The 20,716-nt window shown below is 61.3% G+C and carries 20 protein-coding genes and 1 pseudogene; 13 read left to right on the forward strand and 8 right to left on the reverse strand.

Going from position 1 to position 20,716, the window contains the following annotated elements; all coding sequences use genetic code 11:
- Nucleotides 1-3: 3 nt before the first annotated feature.
- Both M3I53_RS19460 and M3I53_RS19465 read left to right on the forward strand, forming a co-directional pair.
- Complete coding sequence (locus M3I53_RS19460) at nucleotides 4-630, forward strand: glutathione S-transferase family protein (protein WP_254317510.1); 627 nt, start codon at nucleotides 4-6, stop codon at nucleotides 628-630.
- A gap of 4 nt (nucleotides 631-634) precedes the next feature.
- Nucleotides 635-1,270, forward strand: a complete 636-nt coding sequence (locus M3I53_RS19465) for a glutathione binding-like protein (RefSeq protein WP_254317511.1) — start codon at nucleotides 635-637, stop codon at nucleotides 1,268-1,270.
- A 64-nt stretch (nucleotides 1,271-1,334) separates the two neighbouring features.
- On the opposite strand, the gene M3I53_RS19470 is transcribed toward M3I53_RS19465, so the two are convergent.
- On the reverse strand, nucleotides 1,335-2,252 hold the full coding sequence (locus M3I53_RS19470) for a LysR family transcriptional regulator (RefSeq protein WP_254317512.1): 918 nt from the start codon (nucleotides 2,250-2,252) through the stop codon (nucleotides 1,335-1,337).
- Nucleotides 2,253-2,347: 95 nt separating this feature from the next.
- Here M3I53_RS19470 and glaH point away from each other — a divergent pair, with 95 nt between their 5' ends.
- The 4 genes from glaH to M3I53_RS19490 all read left to right on the forward strand — a co-directional run bounded on the left by glaH (nucleotide 2,348) and on the right by M3I53_RS19490 (nucleotide 7,714).
- Nucleotides 2,348-3,280 carry a glutarate dioxygenase GlaH gene (glaH, locus tag M3I53_RS19475; protein WP_254317513.1) on the forward strand — a complete coding sequence of 311 codons (933 nt, stop codon included), beginning with the start codon at nucleotides 2,348-2,350 and terminating at the stop codon, nucleotides 3,278-3,280.
- An 85-nt stretch (nucleotides 3,281-3,365) separates the two neighbouring features.
- Entirely contained in the window at nucleotides 3,366-4,604 is a 1,239-nt protein-coding gene (locus M3I53_RS19480) for an alpha-hydroxy acid oxidase (protein ID WP_254317514.1), read from the forward strand.
- Between the two features lie 80 nt (nucleotides 4,605-4,684).
- Complete coding sequence (locus M3I53_RS19485) at nucleotides 4,685-6,697, forward strand: FUSC family protein (protein WP_309249534.1); 2,013 nt, start codon at nucleotides 4,685-4,687, stop codon at nucleotides 6,695-6,697.
- Nucleotides 6,698-6,754: 57 nt separating this feature from the next.
- Nucleotides 6,755-7,714 carry a LysR family transcriptional regulator gene (locus M3I53_RS19490; RefSeq protein WP_254317516.1) on the forward strand — a complete coding sequence of 320 codons (960 nt, stop codon included), beginning with the start codon at nucleotides 6,755-6,757 and terminating at the stop codon, nucleotides 7,712-7,714.
- 97 nt (nucleotides 7,715-7,811) lie between these two features.
- On the opposite strand, the gene M3I53_RS19495 is transcribed toward M3I53_RS19490, so the two are convergent.
- Nucleotides 7,812-9,143, reverse strand: a complete 1,332-nt coding sequence (locus tag M3I53_RS19495) for a PLP-dependent aminotransferase family protein (RefSeq protein WP_254317517.1) — start codon at nucleotides 9,141-9,143, stop codon at nucleotides 7,812-7,814.
- Between the two features lie 90 nt (nucleotides 9,144-9,233).
- Here M3I53_RS19495 and M3I53_RS19500 point away from each other — a divergent pair, with 90 nt between their 5' ends.
- Nucleotides 9,234-9,830, forward strand: a complete 597-nt coding sequence (locus tag M3I53_RS19500; protein WP_254317518.1) for a DJ-1/PfpI family protein — start codon at nucleotides 9,234-9,236, stop codon at nucleotides 9,828-9,830.
- Between the two features lie 100 nt (nucleotides 9,831-9,930).
- Nucleotides 9,931-10,365, forward strand: a complete 435-nt coding sequence (locus tag M3I53_RS19505; protein ID WP_254317519.1) for a MarR family winged helix-turn-helix transcriptional regulator — start codon at nucleotides 9,931-9,933, stop codon at nucleotides 10,363-10,365.
- 31 nt (nucleotides 10,366-10,396) lie between these two features.
- Here M3I53_RS19505 and M3I53_RS19510 read toward each other — a convergent pair whose 3' ends face one another.
- A complete protein-coding gene (locus M3I53_RS19510; protein ID WP_254317520.1) occupies nucleotides 10,397-11,173 on the reverse strand; it encodes an enoyl-CoA hydratase-related protein in 777 nt (258 codons plus the stop codon).
- A 621-nt stretch (nucleotides 11,174-11,794) separates the two neighbouring features.
- Here M3I53_RS19510 and dinB point away from each other — a divergent pair.
- Nucleotides 11,795-12,940 (forward strand): DNA polymerase IV, encoded by a 1,146-nt coding sequence (gene dinB, locus M3I53_RS19515; protein ID WP_254317521.1) that lies wholly within the window; start codon nucleotides 11,795-11,797, stop codon nucleotides 12,938-12,940.
- Between the two features lie 49 nt (nucleotides 12,941-12,989).
- Here the strand turns inward: dinB and M3I53_RS19520 are convergent.
- Nucleotides 12,990-13,841, reverse strand: a pseudogene (locus tag M3I53_RS19520) (phospholipase D-like domain-containing protein); the annotation flags it as partial.
- A 281-nt stretch (nucleotides 13,842-14,122) separates the two neighbouring features.
- Between M3I53_RS19520 and lhpH the strand changes: the two are divergent.
- From lhpH to M3I53_RS38665, 4 genes are all read left to right on the forward strand, one after another.
- Nucleotides 14,123-15,130, forward strand: coding sequence for a trans-3-hydroxy-L-proline dehydratase (gene lhpH / locus M3I53_RS19525; RefSeq protein WP_254317522.1), 1,008 nt, complete (start codon nucleotides 14,123-14,125; stop codon nucleotides 15,128-15,130).
- Between the two features lie 191 nt (nucleotides 15,131-15,321).
- Nucleotides 15,322-15,627, forward strand: a complete 306-nt coding sequence (locus tag M3I53_RS19530; RefSeq protein WP_069261991.1) for a hypothetical protein — start codon at nucleotides 15,322-15,324, stop codon at nucleotides 15,625-15,627.
- Between the two features lie 38 nt (nucleotides 15,628-15,665).
- The gene (locus M3I53_RS19535) at nucleotides 15,666-15,887 is read left to right on the forward strand and encodes a hypothetical protein (protein ID WP_375542553.1); all 222 of its coding nucleotides are present in this window, start codon (nucleotides 15,666-15,668) and stop codon (nucleotides 15,885-15,887) included.
- On the forward strand, nucleotides 15,790-16,380 hold the full coding sequence (locus M3I53_RS38665) for an H-NS family nucleoid-associated regulatory protein (protein ID WP_375542554.1): 591 nt from the start codon (nucleotides 15,790-15,792) through the stop codon (nucleotides 16,378-16,380). The genes M3I53_RS19535 and M3I53_RS38665 overlap by 98 nt, the downstream gene beginning before the upstream one ends.
- Nucleotides 16,381-16,420: 40 nt before the next feature.
- Here the strand turns inward: M3I53_RS38665 and M3I53_RS19545 are convergent, their stop codons facing one another.
- From M3I53_RS19545 to M3I53_RS19560, 4 genes are all read right to left on the reverse strand, one after another.
- Complete coding sequence (locus M3I53_RS19545; protein ID WP_254317523.1) at nucleotides 16,421-17,059, reverse strand: NUDIX hydrolase N-terminal domain-containing protein; 639 nt, start codon at nucleotides 17,057-17,059, stop codon at nucleotides 16,421-16,423.
- A 10-nt stretch (nucleotides 17,060-17,069) separates the two neighbouring features.
- Nucleotides 17,070-17,795 (reverse strand): haloacid dehalogenase type II, encoded by a 726-nt coding sequence (locus M3I53_RS19550; protein ID WP_254317524.1) that lies wholly within the window; start codon nucleotides 17,793-17,795, stop codon nucleotides 17,070-17,072.
- A gap of 339 nt (nucleotides 17,796-18,134) precedes the next feature.
- Nucleotides 18,135-19,355 (reverse strand): PLP-dependent aminotransferase family protein, encoded by a 1,221-nt coding sequence (locus tag M3I53_RS19555; protein ID WP_254317525.1) that lies wholly within the window; start codon nucleotides 19,353-19,355, stop codon nucleotides 18,135-18,137.
- Between the two features lie 182 nt (nucleotides 19,356-19,537).
- The gene (locus M3I53_RS19560) at nucleotides 19,538-20,710 is read right to left on the reverse strand and encodes an FAD-binding oxidoreductase (protein WP_254317526.1); all 1,173 of its coding nucleotides are present in this window, start codon (nucleotides 20,708-20,710) and stop codon (nucleotides 19,538-19,540) included.
- Between the last annotated feature and the right edge of the window lie 6 nt (nucleotides 20,711-20,716).

The raw sequence follows: 20,716 nt of genomic DNA on the forward strand, positions 1-20,716 counted from the left end.
CGCATGATTACCATCTGGGGACGTGCCAATTCAGTCAACGTCCAGAAGGTCCTGTGGCTTTGTGAGGAGATATCTCTAAGCTATAACCGGATAGACGCCGGCCTGCAGTTCGGACACAACACCGAATCTGAATACCTCGCGATGAATCCGACGGGCAAGGTCCCCACCCTTGTCGACGGCGATTTCGTGCTTTGGGAATCGAATTCGATCCTGCGCTATATCGTGATGCAGTATGGTGGACCCAGCGCACTGTATCCTGCCGATGCAAAGGCGCGGGCCAGCATCGACCGCTGGCTCGACTGGTCGCTGTCGACTTTGCAACCGGCCGAACGGCCCGTGTTCTGGGGAATCGTGCGTACACCCGAGGCCGAGCGGGACCTCGAGAAAATCAGCGCCGATGTCGTCAAGGTCGCGAAAGTCTGGAGCGTGCTCGACGCACACTTGAAGGGTCGTGACTTCATCGAAGGCGCGTCGTTCACGATCGCTGATATCGTGCTCGGTGCGTTCGCGAAGCGCTGGTTTGGAATACCGGGCATAGAACGTGCTCGAATGCCCAGTCTCCAACGCTGGTACGCATCGCTCACCACGCGTCCGGGTTTCAGGAAGCATGTCGATGTCCAATTGAGCTGAATCCATGAAGACCGAACCGATCACGCTCTATGCGTGGAACACGCCAAATGGCCGCAAGGCCAGCGTCGCGCTCGAGGAAATGGCGTTGCCGTATATCGTTCAGCCAGTGAATATTGGCAACCGCGAGCAGTTCGAGGCGTCGTTTCTTTCCGTCAGCCCGAACAACAAGATTCCAGCCATCGTCGATCCAGACGGCCCCGACGGACAGCCCATCAGCGTGTTCGAGTCGGGCGCGATCCTCCTCTATCTTGGAGAAAAGACTGGCCGATTTCTGCCACGCGATCTACGCGAGCGGGTGCCCGTGCTCGAATGGCTGATGTGGCAGATGGGCGGGTTCGGGCCTATGCCCGGACAGGTACATCACTTCGCCGCCCTCGCTTCAGAAGACGATAGACGCTACGGTCTCAAGCGCTTCTCAGACGAAACAAGGCGGCTTTATTCAGTGCTGACCAAAAGGCTCGCCGCCCATGAATACGTGGCCGGCGAACTTTCGATCGCCGACTTTGCCATCGTTGGCTGGGCGTGGCGGCACGAGCGGCACAAGGTCGATCTTGCGGTCTACCCAAACGTCAAGCGATGGTATGAGGCAATGTTCGAGCGCCCCGCGGTACGACGCGGCTTCGAGGTCAAGCTCGACTAAATAATTACAGAGTCATCCTGATTGACTATCTGTGGACAGTCACAGACAGCCCTGCGAGTTCAATTCAAGCTGAGGCTGATGGGGCGCGGCCGGTGAAGAGCTCGAGGGATTCCTTAACGAATGCGCGAACGGCGGGAGAAAGCTCCCGCCGCCTGCTGGCCATTGCGAGATGACACGGATACTCGAAATCCGCGATCGGCCGATAGCAAATGCCTGGCTGTGTGAAGTTGCGCATCGATTCCGGGACGACGACCACGCCGTAACCGGCCGATGCGAGACTGATCGCGGCGATGAAGTCATGAACACGATGTTCCAGAAAAGGAACGAAGCCTCCCGCTGCGCCCAGCGCCGTAAGCACCTCGCTGAATCCCCCGTCGTCGTCGAAGTGAGGGGAAATAAAACGCTGATCTTTCAGATCGCTGACCGACACGTGGCCGCGCGCCGCCAATGAATGGTCCTCGGCCATCGCGACCAAAAGGCATTCAGTCTGCACAATCGTGGCCACGATCCCCGCCGGATGCTGCCGCCATGGTCTCACGATGCCCACATCGATCTCGCCACTGACGAGCGCCTCGAACTGACGCGGGGTCTCCATGGCCACGACCTCGATGCGCACGTCGCCGTGCGTTATCCGAAACTGATGCAGCGTCCTGGAGAGCACGCCGCTGCTCACGCCGGATGCCACCGATCCGATCCGCACCACACCGGCGAGACCTCTGGCCGCCAACCGGCCGACCTGATCCGCGCGCTCGATATGACGTAGTGCTGCAACCGCTTCGGCATGGAACAAACGACCCGCATCGGTCAGCGTAACGGGCTGTCGCTTGTTGCGGTTCAGGAGACGAACGCCGATCTCCTGTTCAAGGCGTTGAATCTGGGCGCTGAGCGCCGATTGCGCGACATTCAGGCGATCCGCTGCCTTGGCAAAGTGCAGATCCTCCACCACGGCAACGAAGTATCGCAGTTGACGGGCATCGATCATTTAATCTCCAGGTGCGAACAAACATTCGCGTATTGCGTCTGGATGATATCAAAGAAGAGGCATCAAATAGAGCCCTGAAACAACAGGAGGACAACATGGACGCACTGCTCACCAACCCTGGTTCCATCACACGCCGGCAGCCGCTTTTTTGCTTGTCGGCGCATTCCACCCATCACCGCATCATGAACGTGACGGTTGACCCCAACGCGCTGGCCGGATTCCTGGCGGACGTACGGGATATCGACGTCCAGAATCTCGAATATGTCCCATTCATGCGCCATCACCTTGCCGATCTGCTGGTCGAGCGTCTCGGCGACGACTTTGCCGACATGCTCGCCGAACTGGTCACGGACCGTCGGCACGGCGGTTTCACCATCGGTCTCCAGGACCTTTCGCAAGACCCTTCCGACTTCGTGAAATTCGGTACGGCCATCGGCCATATTCTCGGCCCGAGCAATCACGATGCAATGTCGGGATCGTATTACGCCCGCTTCGTAGTGAAGCACACCGATAACAGCGACTCGTATCTTCGTCAGGCATACCGGCTGTTCACGATGCACACCGACGGTACGTACGTGAGCGACGCAACGGACTGGCTGTTGATGATGAAATTCGCGGAACAAAACGCAGTCGGCGGCGAATCGCGGTTTCTGCACCTCGACGACTGGGAAGAGCGCGATCGCTTCGTCAATCACAAGCTCGGAACCAAGCCGTTCTTCTACAGGGGATCCGGGTCCAAGAACGTCAACGAGCAGATCGAGCGGCCGCTGTTCTTTCAAAGCGAATTCGGTCTGTCCATCTCGTTCATCGACCAGTTCGTTCAGCCGTCCAACCGCGAGGAGGCGGCATTTCTGCGCGCACTGTCCCGGTCGATGGAAGCATCGGCCGGCACGAAGGAAGTGTCGTTGCCGGTCGGCGGGCTGGTGGTGTTGAACAACTATTTCTACCTCCACGGCCGGGCGCCATTCCAGCCGAACGAATCGCTGTTCCGCGAGCTGATGCGCCAACGCGGCTCGTTTGCGTATTGATATCACCGGCTTTCTGGCACTGTCGGGCACACCGACCGCCAAGGGCCGACGCAGCGCTTTCGATGTAACCCAGTGGGACGGTGAAATGAACGACTACGCAGAGCACGTGACTGTGCAGGGGACAACGCCCGTTGGGCGAATTGAACAAGCGGCTTACGGGGTCAAGCGACATCTCCCCCGGCGGCTGCGCAAGATCCTCTCGCTGGCGGACTTCGAGGAAGCGGCAAGGCGCGTTCTGCCGCGCCCGCTGTTCGGCTACATTTGCGGCGCAGCGGAGGACGGCATGTCGATCGCGGCGAATCGCGCTGCGTTCGAACGCTTGAAGTTCCGCACGAAAGTGCTTGTCGACGTGTCTCACCGATCGCAGCAAACAACGATCTTCAACCACACGTACTCGTCCGCGTTCGGAATCGCTCCGGTCGGAATCAGCGCCATCTCCGCATATCGCGGCGACATTGCGTTGGTCACGGCCGCGATGAATGAAAATATCCCTGCGATCATGAGCGGCTCTTCGCTCATTCCCATGGAGACGGTGCAGGCGGCAGCGCCAGGGACCTGGTTCCAGGCTTATCTGCCCGGCGACGCCTTGCGCCGCGACGCCCTGATCGAGCGTGTCAAGGCCGCTGGCTTTGCGACGCTCGTCCTCACAGTCGACATTCCCGTCTGGGCGAACCGCGAAAACAACGTACGCACGGGTTTCTCGCTGCCGTTGCGTCCGTCGCTGCGTCTCGCGATTGACGGCATTTCCCACCCACGCTGGCTGCTAGGCACGTTCGCCCGGACGCTGATCAATCACGGCATGCCCCACTTCGAAAACTCGTTCGCGACACGAGGGGCGCCGATGCTGTCCGCTTCGGCGCTACGCGACACCACCGGACGCGACCATCTGTCATGGTCGGACATCGCAAGCATCCGTCAACGTTGGAGTGGCAATCTGGTCATCAAAGGCATCCTTCAGGCGGACGACGCGCGCCGTGCAGTCGCGATTGGCGCGGACGGGATCATCGTGTCGAACCACGGAGGGCGCCAGCTGGACGGGGCAGTCGAACCGCTATCCGTGTTGCCGCAGATTTGCGAAGCGGTTGGAGACAAGACCGTCGTAATGATGGACAGCGGAATCCGGCGAGGGGGAGATGTTCTGAAGGCGCTCGCGCTCGGTGCGCAGTTCGTATTCGCCGGGCGCCCGTTCATGTACGCCGCCGCGGTTGGCGGCGTGCCGGGCGTACGACATGCGATCGGCCTTCTCAGGGACGAAGTCGACCGAAACATGGCGATGCTCGGCACGGTAGCGATTCGCGAGATCGATCGCGCAATACTGGCCTGAACGGCGCGCTCCGACCGAATGACGTGCGGCCCTGCTGGCGTACAAAAACCGGCCATCCATAAATTAGGATTCCGGATCTAGTGGACTTCAATAAACCCTCTCCCCCGCCCATCCCGAGCTTTACGTGGGAGGGGCTGGCGTACGCCGTCCGGACCGCAGGTGCGTCGCTGATGGCGCTGTACATCGCGTTTTGCATGAACCTCGACGACCCGAAATGGGCCGCAATCACCGTGTGGGTCGTCGCCCAGAATAGTCGCGGCATGAGCGTGTCGAAGAGCCAGTACCGGATCCTCGGAACTGCGCTGGGTGCAGTCGCCGCACTCGTGCTCGTCGCCCTGTTTGCGCAGACGCCAGAATTGTTCCTGTTGGGACTCGCTGGCTGGATTGGACTATGCACCGGGTTGGCGACGGCACTGCGGAATTTTCGCGCATACGCAGCGGTACTGGCAGGCTATACGGCAGCGATCATTGGGCTGGATGCCGCTTCCGCGCCCCTTCACGCGTTCGATATCGCGCTCGCGCGCTTTGTCTACGTTGTCGTCGGCATTCTGGTCGAAGCAGCCCTCACTGCGATCCTCGCCCCTGACGCGCCGTTACGAGAGGTGCGCGAGCAATTTCATGGCTACGCGGACAAGGCTTCGCGGTTCGGCGCACGCGCGCTTCGCCACGAGGCGGATGAAATCGCCATACACAAGCTGTTTGCGGGCGCCCTCGAACTGGACACCGCGGCCGAATATGCTGCCGCTGCATCCGCGGAAGTCCGTCTCGCCATTGGGCATCTGCGCGCCGCAATCGTCGCGGTACTGACGCAGTTGAGCGCAATACACGCCCTGCGAGCGCAACTGACTCGCTACCCCGATCTTCAGATTGACATCGTCGAAGAAACGGCAACACTGCTGGCAGGCGATCACACCGATTCCTGCACTGCCAGGTCCAGAATCGCCTCTCTGAAGTCAAGAATCAGACACGCTCTTGCTTTAGAAGTATCCGGCCAGCGCGGTTCGCAGAGTGGCAGGCTGGTCATTCTTGACCGGCTAACCTTGCTTCTCACAGCATGGGAGCAGGTTATCGCACAAAAATCCTGTCTGGATCAGGTAAATCCCTCGCGATCGTTCGTGAAATTTGCCTTCCACCATGACCACGTGCTTGCATGGCACAACGGCATGCGGGCATTCTTCGCCGTGGTCGCCGCGTCGATGTTCTGGCTGTGTAGCGCGTGGCCGTCGGGCGCGGGTTTCGTCGCCACAGTTGGGGTGGTGAGCGCACTCTTCGCCACGCGACCCAATTCCATAGCCGCCGCGATGGGATGGTTCAAGGGCGCATTCTTTGCGGCGCTGGTAGGTATCCTTTGTAATTTTGTTTTGCTACCGGCAGTGACGGACTTCATTGCGCTGGCGTGTATTGCTGGCTTCTTCACGGTGGCTGCCGGTCTCGCCATGCGCAATCCCCGCACGGCATCGATTGGCAGCGGATTTGCGCTGTTTTTCTGGAACTTCACTTCACCCAGCAACGTTATGCGTATCAACGATGCCGCGTTCCTGAACGACGCTCTGTCCACCCTGCTGGCCATCGCCTGGGCCACGCTCGCGTTTTCGGTTTTGTTTCCGGCGGACCGTGCGTCGAGTATCGCGCGACTGCAACGCGCGGTCCGGCGGGATCTCTCCGACCTGGCCAGCAACCCGCAACGTTGGCGGCGAGATGCCTGGCTTAGCTGCACCGCCGATCGCCTCGGCCGCCGTTTCGCCACGGAAGCCGCCATCGTGAAGCCGGCATCAGGTGCACAAACCGGCCTGCGCGAACTACTCGCGGCGTGGACGATTGGTGACAGCGTGCTCGCGCTGCAAAAGAGCGCCGCGTCGCATCCCGGCTTGCGCCGCTCGATGACGGTCATTCGGGGACGACTACGCAAGCTGGATTTCACGCGCCTCGCAACGGCTTGCGACACACTCGCAGTCCGATTGCTGCGGCAGGCCTCAATGCGTGCCGATCGCGCAGCACCCGAACTTCTGGCTGGCGCGGCACTTCTGCAAACGATCGCTGTTTCGGCAAAAGAGTATATGGACGCATCGAGCGGGCATGCCAATCCAGTATGAGTGGCGTTGCCGCCACCCATCCCGCACTGTGCCATGCGGCGCAATAAAGGAAATACGATGGACACGCTAAGCAACATGAGAATGTTCGTGCGCGTAGTTGAGGCTGGCAGCTTCACCGCGGCAGCCAATTCCGTGGATAAATCGACCGGTCAGGTTTCGCGGGCCGTCACTGAACTGGAGGCACATTTGCAGACGCGCCTGCTAAACCGTTCGACTCGCCACGTTGGAGTAACGGACGCAGGCCAGCGCTACCTGGGGCATTGCTACCGGATTCTGGCTTTTGTGGATCAAGCCGAGGCGGAGGCATCGAATGCACACTTGCAGCCGTCGGGTCGCCTGCGCGTGCATGCCACCGCCAGTTTCGGTCAGCATTATGTGATGCCCGCCGTCCTGCGCTACCAGGCGCTGTTTCCGCAGGTCTCCGTCGAATTGACGCTTTCACAGCACGTTCCCGATCTGATCGAGGAAGGCTACGACGTGTCGGTTCAACTGGGCGCAATTGCGTTGCCGGACTCCGGTCTCGTGTCGGTCCCGGTCGCGAGGACCTTTAACATCTTGTGCGCGTCGCCTTCCTATCTCAGCCGGCATGGCACCCCTGCCACGGTGGCCGACCTCGCCGCTCATACCTGCATGCGCACCAATAGTCCGGTATTCCCGCAAAGCCGATGGAATCTGGATGGTCCTCATGGCACGGAAACCTTTGAGCTTTCTCCGTCGCCCTTTCAGGTCAACGTAGCGGAAGCCATGGCGCTCGCATTACGCGATGGCCGGGGCATTGGCGCGCTGCCGCTATGGACTGCGATGCCGTGGCTGCGCAACGGCACGCTGCTACGTGTATTACCGACACATCGGATGAACGAGACACACATCCGCGTTCTTTATGTGTCTCGCGAGTATCTGGATGCGAAGATCAGAAGCTGGGTCGATTTTCTGAAAGACTTCATTGCGCAAACGCTCGATGACGGCGATAGGGTGCCAACCGCGACCGAGCTGACTGAAGCAGATCTGACGATGTAAGGCGGATTACGCTGCCGGTGACTCACACGACCCCGCAAGTTCGCACGGCCTGCCCTTTCGCCCAAATTCGCTCGACATACCGCCATCCCAGCCCCGTTCAATACGTATGTTCGGCAACCACACGAGCCACCGTCTCCAGCGACCGCTCGAGCGTGGCCAGTTCGACGGAACCGATGGCGAGGCGAATGGCGTGAGGCACGTGAGGCGAAGTCGAAAACGGCAGCGCGGTCGTCACGGAAATGCGTTCGCGCATCAACGCCATCGCGATCGCGTCGGCGCGGACTTCGGGTTCGAGCGGCATCCAGATGAAGTACGACGCTGGGTGCCCTATTCTCTTGAGCGGACCCAGAACCTCTGCGGCGAGGCGCTGACGTATCGCGGCGTCACGCCGCTTCTCGTCTTCGAGCCTCGCCGCGGTGCCGTCTTCCATCCAGCCGCAGGCGATGGCCGTCATAGTCGCCGGCGTGTTCCACGTCGTCGCCCGGATTGCCCGCTCGAGCCTCGGCACCCAATCGCGCGGTACGTGGACGAAACCGATGCGCAGACCCGTCGCAACACTCTTCGACAAGCTCGACACATAGACCGTTGTCTCCGGCGCGAGCGATGCCAATGGCGGCGGCGCATCGTCTGCCAGAAACGCATAGGCGGCGTCCTCGATCAGAATCAGCCCGTGTCGTCGTGCGATGGCGGCGAGCTCGCGGCGCCGCGTCGCGCTCATCACCCAGCCGAGCGGATTGTGCAGGGTCGGCATCGTGTAGACGGCGCGCACTTTTCGTCGCTTGCACAAGGCCGCCAATGCGTCCAGATCCAGGCCGCGTCCAGCGGCCGGAACCGGCGCGAGTTCCAGTCGGCAGGCTTCGGCGGCCAGCTTGAACCCCGGGTAGGTCAGCGCGTCCACCGCCACCACGTCGCCGGGTTCCAATAGCGCCATCGCCGTCGTCGTCAGTCCATGCTGCGCGCCGCTCACGAACAGCGTGGTTTCGGCGCTGGCTTCCAGACCGCGACGGGCCAGATGCCGCGCCGCCGTCGCCCTCTCGTGTTCGCGCCCGCCGTGGGGTTGGTAGCGGAGCAGCGACTCCAGCTCACCTGCCGCCGCGAGCTGGCGCAGCGCTGCCCTGAGCAAATCGGTCTGATCGGGCGACGACGGATAGTTGAAGCTCAGGTCCACGGCGTCCGCGCTCCACGCATGCAGATCGACGCCTTGTCCGCTGGGCAGAGGCTCCTTGACGAATGTGCCGCGCCCGGTCTCGCCACTGACGAGCCCCATCGCCCGCAGCTCCGCATAGACACGCGTTGCCGTGACCAGCGCCAGGCCCTCGCGCGCAGCCAGCTCGCGGTGCGTGGGCAGACGCGTGCCCGGACGCAGACGTCCCGCACGGATTTCGGCGGCGAGCCGATCGACCAGCGGTTTGTAGCGGGGTTCCGGCATGGCCCAATGTATCCATGACAATAATTTGATTGTATTGATTATCGGCCCTACCATGGCTCGACACAACCTCTTCCACCGTATGAGGGCGCCATGCACATCGCCATTCTGACCTTCGAAGGCTTCAACGAACTCGACTCGCTGATCGCATTCAACCTCCTCAACCGGGTCCGCCAACCCGACTGGCGGGTTTCGATTGCCAGTCCGGCGTCCACGGTGCGTTCAATGAATGGCCTCGTCCTGGAGGCGCAAGTTTCGCTAAACGAAGCATGCGAAGCCGACGCGGTATTGATCGGCAGTGGAGTACGCACGCGCGACGTCGCCGCCGATGCCGCGCTGATGTCGCAACTCACGCTCGACCCAACGCGCCAGCTGCTTGGCGCGCAGTGCTCCGGTACGCTGATACTCGCGAAGCTGGGCCTGCTGCAGGGCGTTCCTGCATGCACGGACCTGACCACCACGCCATGGGTCGAAGAGGCGGGTGTACCCGCTCTCAATCAGCCATTCGTGGCTAGTGGGAATGTCGCGACGGCGGGCGGGTGTCTCGCATCGCACTATCTCGCGGCCTGGATGATCGCGCGCCTCGCCGGCGCAGAGGCTGCGCGCAGCGTGATTCACCATGTAGCGCCAGTGGGAGAGAAGGAGACCTACTTGACCCGCGCGATCGACAACATTTCGCCGTTCCTTTAACCGGAAGCGCCTGAACATCAATGCGCTCTTTCGAAAGCGCGGATCACCGCATGATATAATTCGCACGCGAACTAAATCGCACATTTTTTTCTGCGCGGAAATGAAACATCGCCTCGTCTATCTATTGAATGTCGGACAGCGCCGGCTACAACGGTGGTCGCAAACACGCGCAGCCGGCGGCGGCGTCACTGCGGCCCAGGCGGGGCTGCTCTTTTTTTTGGGTGATCGCAACGGCGCACTCATGAGCGAAGCCGCTGCTGCGCTGGATCTGGGCGCACCAGGCATGAGCGGTCTCGCTGACCGGACAGAAAAGGCGGGGTTGATCGAACGTCGGGCTGACGAGACCGATGGTCGGGTGTCGCGCCTGTGGTTGACCGAGGCAGGGCGTATCGCGCGCCAAAAATCGAAGCTTCGCATGAAGGACTTGAACGCCAGACTGACCGAAGGATTTACGCAAGCGGAGATCGACGTCGTGGCGCGGTGGCTGACCAGCCTGCAGACCAGGTTTCCGCTCGCCGAAGACGGCGACGCGTAAGCTCGACCGAGGCCGGTCACCAAGGCACTGGCTAGTGTTGGGCAACCCTCGCGAAGTCCGGCTTGCGCTTCTCGGCAAAGGCCGCGAATGCCTCCCTCGCCTCGGCGCTCGTCAGCCGCTCCTGAAACTTGGCGCTCTCGCTGTCCATTTGCGCAACCAGCGTCTCGGCTTCGCGCATCAGCTTTTTCATCGCGCTCAGTGAACCGGCCGGCTTGGCGGCGATTCGTTCGGCCGTCCTGCGTGCATCGTCGCGTAGTTGATCCTTTGCGCACACCTTGTTGGCAAGGCCCCACGCGACAGCGGTTTGCGCGTCGAGCGGCTCGCCCAGCGCAAACATCTCGAAGGCCCGCACGTGGCCGACGCGCAGCGGAAGCAGGTAGCTGGACGCCGCTTCAGGGACAAGCGCGAGATTGACAAACGGAGTGATCAGTTCTGCGTCTGGCGCCAGCAGAACGTAGTCGCAGTGCAGTAGAAGCGTGGTGCCAATACCGACCGCCTTGCCCTGAACCGCCGCGATGATGGGCACACTCGACTTCGCCAGGGCATGCAAAAAGCGATGCACATGTCGCTCACTCGGCCCTTTACCCGATGCAATGGCTGCGAACTCGCCCACATCGTTGCCCGCGGTGAACATGTCTCCGTCCCCTTGCACCAGCAATACGCGAACATCGCTGTTGTGCTCCGCGTTCTCGATGATGTCAGCCAGCGTGCCATACATCTCGTTCGTCAATGCATTCTTCTTGTCCGGTCGGGCAAGCGTAATCGTCAAAATCCCGGCGGCTCGATCGACGTGAATTTCCGCGCTCATGGTGCTCTCCTGAAATTTAGTTTGCATGCGAAGTATATGGGTAGTTCGCATGCAAAGTAAACTGAGGGCCGATGCCATGCAATTCGGGGCCTGCTCGCGAACCCTCGCCCCTCATGACGTCTGGAGCCGGGATTGCGTGGGCCCGGAATTCGACCAGGTACTCCATTCGCGACGTCGCGCCACTCCTCGCGCGCACGCATGCTCCGTAGCATTGAAGCATTACGAAACAGGCAAGCAACCGGAGGACTGAACATGCTTATTCTCACAGCCGTTATCGTGATCGCCGCCGTGGCGATCTGGAGCGTCTACCGGCGTTATCACCCACGCCAGGACTGACGCCATGAGAGGCTGTCTCATCGGCCTCGTCGGAACAGCCCGCCACATCGGCGGGCTTTTTTTCCGCGTTCAGCTACATCGGGAGCCGCGTACCGAGACGTTTGCGAACCGCCCCTGGCTCAAAAAATATCTCCGAATCAGATTCAGCATTCTGACAAAGTTACTGTATAAATGTACAGTTCCAGAAAATCTGCAAAACCATGCGGCTACCCTTCTCGGCATACCGCTTATGAGTAGCGTATCGGTCGCGCGGAGTCATCGAACGCTATTTTTGAGTACCAAGGCATGCCAGATGAGCGGCGTATAGCCCACATCGACATGGACGCATTCTTTGCGTCGTGTGAACTTTCGCAGTATCCCGAACTACGAGGCGAAGCCATGGTGGTCGCCGGGCGTCGCTCGGATGCGCCCCGAACGAAGCCGGACGGCACGCGCGAGTTCTCGCGGCTGCGTGACTATGTGGGCCGAGGTGTCCTGACGACCGCCACCTACGAGGCTCGCGCGCTCGGCGTTCATTCCGGGATGCCTGCCATGAAGGCCGCCCGGTTAGCGCCAGATGCGATTCTGCTTCCGGTGAACTTCGACCTCTACCGAACGTACTCGCGACTGTTCAAGGACGCCGTCCGGTCAATCAGTTCGAGCATGGAAGACGTTGGAATCGACGAGGTGTACGCAGATGTTTCACTCACGAATGGCAATTCAGAGGCCATCGCGCGCAAATTGAAGTCCGCCGTCTTCGAAGCCACCAATCTCACATGCTCCGTCGGCATCGCGCCAAACAAGCTGCTTGCGAAGCTGTGCTCCGATATGCAAAAGCCGGACGGCATCACAATCCTGACGCTGGAGGACGTGCAATCGAGGATTTGGCCAATGGCCGCGAACAAGATCAACGGTGTCGGCCCCAAGGCGGCCGCCAGGCTTGCGTCTTTTGGCATAACGACCATCGGTGAGATCGCTGCGCGCGACGAGCGCTGGCTCATCGAGCATTTTGGACGAAGCTACGGGGCGTGGCTTCGCAGAGTCTCTCACGGACTGGATGACAGGCCTGTGGTGACATATAGCGAGCCCGTCTCGATGAGTCGCGAAACCACATTCGAGCGCGATCTACACGCCGTGCGGCATCGACAGGAACTCGGTGCAGCGTTTACCCGCCTGTGCGAACAGGTGGCGCTCGATCTCCAGCGAAAAGGCTATCTGGCCAGGAAGATCGGCATCAAGCTGCGCTTCAATGACTTCAAGACAGTCACGCGTGACGTCACGCTTTCTGAGCCTATTGATGACGCGAAAGCGTTGCGGCGCGCGGCGACTGAGTGCCTGAAAAGAGTCGAACTTGTTACGTCCATCAGGCTGCTGGGAGTCAAGGCCGGCAACCTCCAACACGCCGGAGAGGCTTCCGGCAACGAGTCGCCTCAATTCACGCTGGATTTTTAGTCGGCAACGCGCAACGCCCGCGGCGTGCGAAGCGTGCGCGGTATCTGCATCAACTGGCCGAGTCCGAAGCCAACGCAACCCGCGCCTTTTCCTCCGGACTATTCGCCTTGTAATACTTGTCGGCCCACTTGCGGTCAGGCTGCAGCAACAGCCGCTGCACGGTTCGATGCTGCTGCTCCTCGATGCCAACGGCGCGAGCACGATAGTGCTCGTATAACCGCATGAATTCAGCGAGGTAAATGGCGGCAATTCGCGTGTCTTTTATTTCGAGCAGATTCTCGTCGTTGAAATGCTCGGAGTTGTTGCTCATGTTGGCCGAGCCCGTGTAGACAATCGGGTTGCCTCCTTCGGCGTCGATGACAATGAACTTGTGGTGGACGATCACCGGAGCGTAGCTGGGCGCGACTTCGCCAGGAAAGAGCCGCAGTTCGGGTTCGAATCCTTCGGGCACGGTTGCCGGGGAAAAATACGATGCGTCGATGACGTCGCGGTTTTCCTTGCTTCGATGATAGAGCGCGAGGTTTGCCAGTGCTGTCGTACGCACCGCTTCTCCCGCTTTTTGCGCCTCTTGCGCGTTCTCAGCGGACTTTTCGCTAATGTTGTTGACGAGGCCGAACATCATGAGCCCCTTGTCGCCTGCGGCAAAGCAGGCGTCGCGAAGCGGTTCGTCTGTCGGCATGAAGAGGCAGAACAGCACGGAATGCTGCGCCTTTCCTATCGCTTCGACGATAGTGTCGATCTGGGTACGTCTGGTTTTCGTTTCCGGAGAGAAGCAAACACGCACGGCCGCGCTTCCCACCGTCACGGAATCGGACCAGCCATTCGTGAGTTCGGCGGTCTGGTTGATCACAAAGTCACTTACTGCGGCGTGATATCCCTTTGCACGCGATGAATATGCTGCTCGACATAGAACGCCGCCGCATCGGCGTCTGCGCAGAGCCCTCGCCGGAGAATTCCACGCGACGAAACCCTTTCTCTTCAATAGCGTAGGCTATGCAGCATGGGAATAGCGGTTGCCGGGTCGCTCGCGACGCCCTGCGCTACGCGTCGACGTTTGGCGTCGCGGGCACCTGCGCTTTCGATGCAAACCGGCGACCTCGTGGGCGCGCCGACGACCGTCTACCTCATCAAGGACGGCCTGCCGGTTCCGTACGGCCAGTGAGCCAATAACGCAAAAACATCATGAAGACTACTCGCACCATCACGACCGTCGAAGTTCATACCGGCGGCGAAGCCTTCCGTATCGTCACCAGCGGCTTGCCTCGCCTGCCCGGCGATACGATCGTGAAGCGTCGTGCATGGCTCAAGGAAAACGCCGATGAAATCCGCACCGCGTTGATGTTCGAGCCGCGCGGTCACGCCGATATGTACGGCGGCTATCTGACCGAACCTGTGAGCCCGAGCGCCGACTTCGGCATCATCTTCCTCCACAACGAGGGCTATAGCGACCACTGCGGACACGGCGTGATCGCGCTGTCCACCGCAGCGGTCGAACTCGGCTGGGTGCAGCGCCGGGTGCCGGAAACGCGTGTCGGCATCGACGCTCCCTGTGGCTTCATCGAAGCCTTCGTTCAGTGGGATGGCGAACACGCCGGCAACGTGCGATTCGTGAACGTCCCGTCGTTCATCTGGAAGCGGGACGTGACTGTCGAAACGCCGTCCTTTGGTACGGTGAGAGGCGACATCGCTTTCGGCGGTGCGTTTTATTTCTATACCGATGGTCAGCCGCATGGCCTCGCCGTGCGCGAGTCCGCGGTCGAAGAACTCATCCGCTTCGGCGCGCAGGTGAAGCAAGCCGCGAACAAGGCCTACCCTGTCGAGCATCCGGAGATTCCCGAAATCAACCATATTTACGGGACCATCATCACCAACGCACCGCGGCACGAAGGCTCGACGCAAGCCAACTGCTGCGTGTTCGCGGACCGCGAAGTGGACCGCTCGCCGACCGGCTCCGGCACGGGGGGACGCGTGGCGCAGTTGTACCTGCGCGGCGAACTCGGCAAAAACGAGACCCTTGTGAACGAGTCCATCATCGGCACGATTTTCAAGGGACGCGTGCTCAGCGAAACGACCGTCGGCGACTTCAAGGCCGTGATTCCGGAAGTCGAAGGCAATGCGTTCGTGTGTGGCTTCGCGACCTGGATCGTGGACGAGCGCGACCCGCTGACTTATGGGTTCCTTGTCCGCTAGTCTCCTCCCCCTCGTGGTAGCCGCTAGCGCGGACCGCTGTGAATCAGGCGTCCGCGCTCTTCTTAGCGGAACACTCGAAATAACGCGCCGTTACGAAACTCGCACGGCCGTTGCACCTGTGTCCGCGCCCGCCGCCTACACTCCGAACCGTGCTTACCAGAAACGCACGACAAGTGCGGAGGAGTAGTGAAATGAAAAGGACGATTCTCGGCGTGGTACTGGGCGCGGCCGCACTGGCTGCTTCGAGCGCGGCGTTCGCGCACGTCGATCTGGCCGTGGGCGTCGCGCTGCCTGGCGCCGCCTACGCCCCGGCTCAGCCGGTGTACGTTGCTCCGCCGCCTGCTGCCTATGCGCCTCCGCCGGTCGCGGTGGCCTGGCGCGGCGACGACGACTGGCGCGCGCGTCAGTGGCGGGAACACGAATGGCGCGAACACGAGCGCCGCGAACACCAATGGCGTGAGCGCGAGTGGCACGACAATGGCCGCTGGGGCTACTGAGCCGGTTCCAGAACACATATTCCACACAAGTGTTTATCATGAACGTCAATAATCGAATCAGGATGCTTGCCGCGGCGGCCACGTTAGGACTGGCGGCAGGCGGTAGCGCACATGCCGCCGGCTGCCTCAAAGGCGCTGTCGTGGGTGGTGTAGCCGGACATTATGCGGGCCACCACGCCGTGGCTGGCGCCGTTGGCGGCTGCATCGTGGGACATCACGTTGCCAAAAAGCATGCGGAAGAACGGGCCGCAGAACATTAAGCCGAGCGCGCCCAGAAGCTCAACACCTGATCGCGCCGGGTCTTTCGCAACCGCCGCCAGGGACGCCTATTCAAGCTGTGATATCCTGGCGGCACGCGACTTGCGCTATATTCTGCTCAAGAGTTGCATTCAGAGCGAAGCACAACTAGAAATGGACGAACGAAAACGCGAAAGCATCGTGGCCTATCTGCGGCGTCGGATGGCCGAATATGGTATTGAACCCGAAGATATCGCCGCGTCAATTGCGGCAGACGCCGCGCAAATGCGCGCCGCCCGATACCGGGATGCGGCTGGCCACACGTGGGACGGGAAAGGCGACGCCCCGCGGTGGGTGGTACAGGCGACGAGCGCGGGGCAGTCGCTCGAGCATTTTGCAGTCGGCAAGACGGCTGAACAGGAGTCGGTGAAAACCCCACCCGTGGACTGGCGCCAGGACCCCTTTGCCGGCAGCCGCCTGGCAACGGTCAGAGCGGAACACTCCGGCGCCGCCTGAAGCATCCCTTTAGTTGCCACCCCGGCGTCAAAAAGGAACGTCAGTCGAATTCGACGTCACCGTTATTGCGCAGTGCGTCCAGTCGTCGAATTTGTTCCGGCAGAATCCGGCCTTCCGACAAGGCTGGGAGATCATCGATATCGAAGAACTGTGCGGCGTCGGTTTCGGCTCCGGCTATTTCCCCCGCGCGCACGATTTCCCCAAGGAAAACCAACTTCCAGATGTGAAACACGGAAGGCGGATGCCCGTGTTTGAGCATGTCCCACACGGCCAGCAGCCGAACGATGTCCACGGTGTAGCCGCTTTCTTCACGCGCCTCTTTTGCCGCGTTCTCGGCTGGGGAGACGCCCACGTCGGCCCAGCCGCCGGGCAAGGACCACAAACCATCCACGGCCTCCCGCACGAGAAGGATTTGACCGGACGGATTGAAGACGGCGCATCTGACGTCGAGTTTGGGATTCGCGTATCCCGTTTCGAAAGCAAAGAACGCGGCGACATCACTGGTTTGCATCGACGCCAATTCCGCGAGTTGCTGATGCGCGATGCTGGCGATTTCCGCGTACCTTTCCGTGTCGAACGGGCTCGTCGCGTAGTGCAAACCCGTTTGCGCAAGTGCCAGTAGCCGGCGCGCCCGCGCGAGGCGTGCTCTCAGCGATTCTTGTCCGGCGGGCGTGGGCATCAGTAGCACCTCACTTTTTCGCCGCGGCTTCCTGATGCGCCTTCGCAAAGTCCGCCATGCTGTTGAAGCGGAAGTCGACGCTCGGCTGCCATCCGGGATTCATGGCCGCACCAAAGCCCGACTGCGAATGACGGCGGTAGATCCAGCAAGACGCCAGACCGAACTCACTGGCAGGCTTGTGGTCGTGGAAAAGACTTTCGGCAGTGTGAAGGATCGTTTCCTTCCTGATGCCACGCTCGCCCAACTTCTCGAGCATGTATTCGAAGTTTCGCGACGACGGCTTGTACGAGCCGATATCTTCCGCCGTGAATATTGCGTCGAACGCTACCTGCAACCTTGCGTTGCTGTAGCTGAACGTCTCGTTGTCGACGTTCGACAATATGACCAGCTTGTAGTGCCGCTTCAGGTACTGCAGCGCGGCTACGGTGTCCTCGAAGGCCGGCCAGTTGCGTACCGACAGCCCGTATGCCATGCACTCATCGTGCGTGAACGACAGTCCCCAATCCTCGGCCAGCCGCTTGTAGACGATGGGTAGCAGTTCCTGGTATCGTTTGGCCGGCGTGTACTTCTGCTGCGACGACTCGTGTCGCGCATGGGCCTCCAGAACCTCGTCCCTCGACAGCGGCACCCTGGCCCTTTCGATCAGGGGCCTGAGACCAGCGAAGATGCCGCTCTCCCAGTCGATCAACGTGCCGTAGCAGTCAAAAGTCAGTGTGTCGAAGTCGGTCAATTCCACGGTAACTCCTTTCGGAAGTGCATGGCGGCGATCCCATTACCCAGGCCCCGCTTCGACGCCGCATCGATTCCGTCATGTTCTGGCGCATGTTAACGCATGTCGAGGTAAGCGGCTCGGCCCACGAGACAGTCCGGTCGAGCGCAGGCGCACCGCTTAGCGGCACATAGGCCACGCCCGGGCGTTGCGGCGCGATCGTGAAGGCGGCCAAGATGGCGACGCCGCGCTCGGCCGCTTTACCGGCTCACGCCGACGGAGTATCGGCGTTCGACCTGAGCGCTTCGTCGAGCTTGCGCAGGCGGTTGCGCAACGGGAAGGCGCGGCATATGAATCGCACGAAAGTCAAACAGGAGCCGACGTTACGTCCGCCGTGCGCACGGCATGCGCGGCCCGCTGCAAACGCGCCACGCCTTCGCGAATCTCATTGACGTTCGGCGCGGCAAACGAAAGGCGCAGCGACGCGGGGTCCGGCTCGTCGGCGAAAAACGCCTGGCCGGGAACGAATATCACCTTGTTGGCAATCGCGTTCGGCAACAGCGCATCGATCGCCACACCTGGAATGCGCGCCCACACGAACATGCCGCCTTCGGGCTGATGAAACGCGATTGCGTCGCCGAATTGTGCGCGCAAGCCGTCGCAAAGCGCTTCGCATTTGCCCTGATACGCTCGCGTGATGAGCGGAAGGTGCCGTTCGAGCGAGCCCGCCGCCAGGTAGTGCGCGGCGATTGCCTGGGTCCACGGCGCACTGCACAGGTCGACGGTCTGCTTGGCGATCACGCAGCGCCGGGCGATTTCGGCGGGGGCGACGGTCCAGCCTACGCGCAAGCCGGGCGCGACAACTTTCGAAAGACTCGAGAAGTGCACGACCCAATCGCGCGCGCCCGACACCTCGCTTGCCAGCGCCAGCATCGACGGCACCGCGTTGCCCGCGAAACGCAGATCGCCGTACGGATCGTCCTCGACGATCACGAAGCGGTACTGAACGGCGAGGCGCAAGAGCGCAAGGCGCCGCTCGCGCGTGAGTGTGGCGCCGGTGGGATTCGCGAAGGTCGGCACCGTGTACAGCAACTTGGGCCGGACGATCGCGCCCGAAGCAAGCCGCGCGGCGAGTTCATCCACGTCGAGACCGTCGCCGTCTACCGGTATCGTCACGACATGCGCCTGCTGGAGCCGGAGCGCCTGCAGCGTGGCCGGATAGGCGGGCTGCTCGGTCAAGGCCGTGTCGCCCGGATTGAGCAGCACGCGCAACAAGAGGTCGAGGCCTTGTTGTGACCCCGTGGTGACGAGCATCTCCTCAGGAGCGCAGGTCACACCGCGGCGCGCCATCAGCGCGAGCAGTTGCGTCTTCAATTCGGGCAAACCGTCGGTCGGGCCATATTGCAGGCAGCGCGTGGAAGCCTGCCATGCGAGGGCCGCTGCCGCCTGCAGTCCACCGGCATCGAACAGGTCGCTGGCTGGATAGCCGCCAGCGAACGAAATCATGCCTGGTTCTCCCAGGTACTTGAAAAGCTCGCGAATGGGCGAACCGGCGGGATGCTGAAAGGGCGCGGTGAATTCGTACATGGCGGACATGGAGTCGATGGCGGTTAAGCGCGGCAGCGGACAAGCTTCGATTGTGGTCAGCCCTCACGGGCGTATCAAACGAAATCTAATCACCACGTCATGCGGTTTGCTCATCAAGCCACGCGCAATGAAAAAGCCCGCTGAAATCACGGGCCTTTTTTGCGTAACCTGACGATTCGCCGTCACACGACGTTCTTTTCGACGATCGGCCGGTTTTCCAGTACGCGCGACCAGTCGAGCGAAGACAGGTCGAGCGTCGTATACCGGCCGTTGAGGATCAGCTCGCTCACGCCGCGCCCGGTTGCCGGCCCCTGCTGCAGCCCGTGCCCGCTAAAACCATTGGCGAACACGCAATTGTCGATGGCCGGGTGATAACCAATGATGGCGTTCTGGTCGAGCACGTTGTACTCGTAATAGCCGGACCAGCAGTTCTCCACCCGCAGCGCCTCGAATCCCGGCACGCGGTGCGCAAGCGTCGGCCAGATCACATCGTCGAAGATGGCGTGATCGACTTCGTCGAGCGGCAGATCGTTCGGGTCGTTCTCCGCGCTCGGCGACGTTCCGGTGATGTACGTGTTGCCCTCGGGGCGGAAATACACGCCGGACGGATCGATTAGCAACGGGCACGCGGCGAGCCGCGCCGGCGACGACACGTTGAAAATGCTGCGGCGGCGCGCATAGACCGGAATGTCGATGTCCATCATTTCCGCGAGCTTGCGCGCCCACGCGCCGGCTGCGTTCACGAGCGTGTCGCAGGCATGGCGTTCGCCGTCGCTCGCGATCACGTGCGTGACCTTACGGCCACTGCGCACGACGCCGGTCACATCGGCCGGCACATAGCGCGCGCCGAGCGACTGCGCCTTCTTACGCAATGCCTGCACGAGGCCGTAGCCGTCGAACCAGCCCTCGCCGCTGCGGCCATACGCACCGCTTGTGAGATCCTCGACGTTGAGCCACGGAAACTTCGCGTGCAACGCCTCGCGCGACATGAGTTCGATATCCGCGCCAAGACGCGTTTGCAGCGCGTGATTCTCGCGCAGCGTCGCATCGCCGGCTTCGGTGGCTAGGAAGAGATAACCGCCCTCGTGCAGATCGATCGACGGGCGGCTGCCGTTCACTTCGAGCCGCTCGCCAATGCCGCGCAGAAACTCGATGCCGAACAGCGACATCTGGATCGACAACGGCGTGGAAAACTGCTGCCGAATCGACGCGGCCGAAAGCGCCGACGACGAGCGCGCATAACTCGGGTCCCGCTCGAACACGGTCACGGAAACCGTTGGGTCGGCTGCGCGCAGAAAGTAAGCAATAGAACTACCGATTACCCCGCCGCCAACGATAACGACTTGAGAACTCACGACTTG

The sequence above is a fragment of the Paraburkholderia sp. CNPSo 3272 genome (genome assembly GCF_024206495.1).
GTDB lineage: Bacteria > Pseudomonadota > Gammaproteobacteria > Burkholderiales > Burkholderiaceae > Paraburkholderia.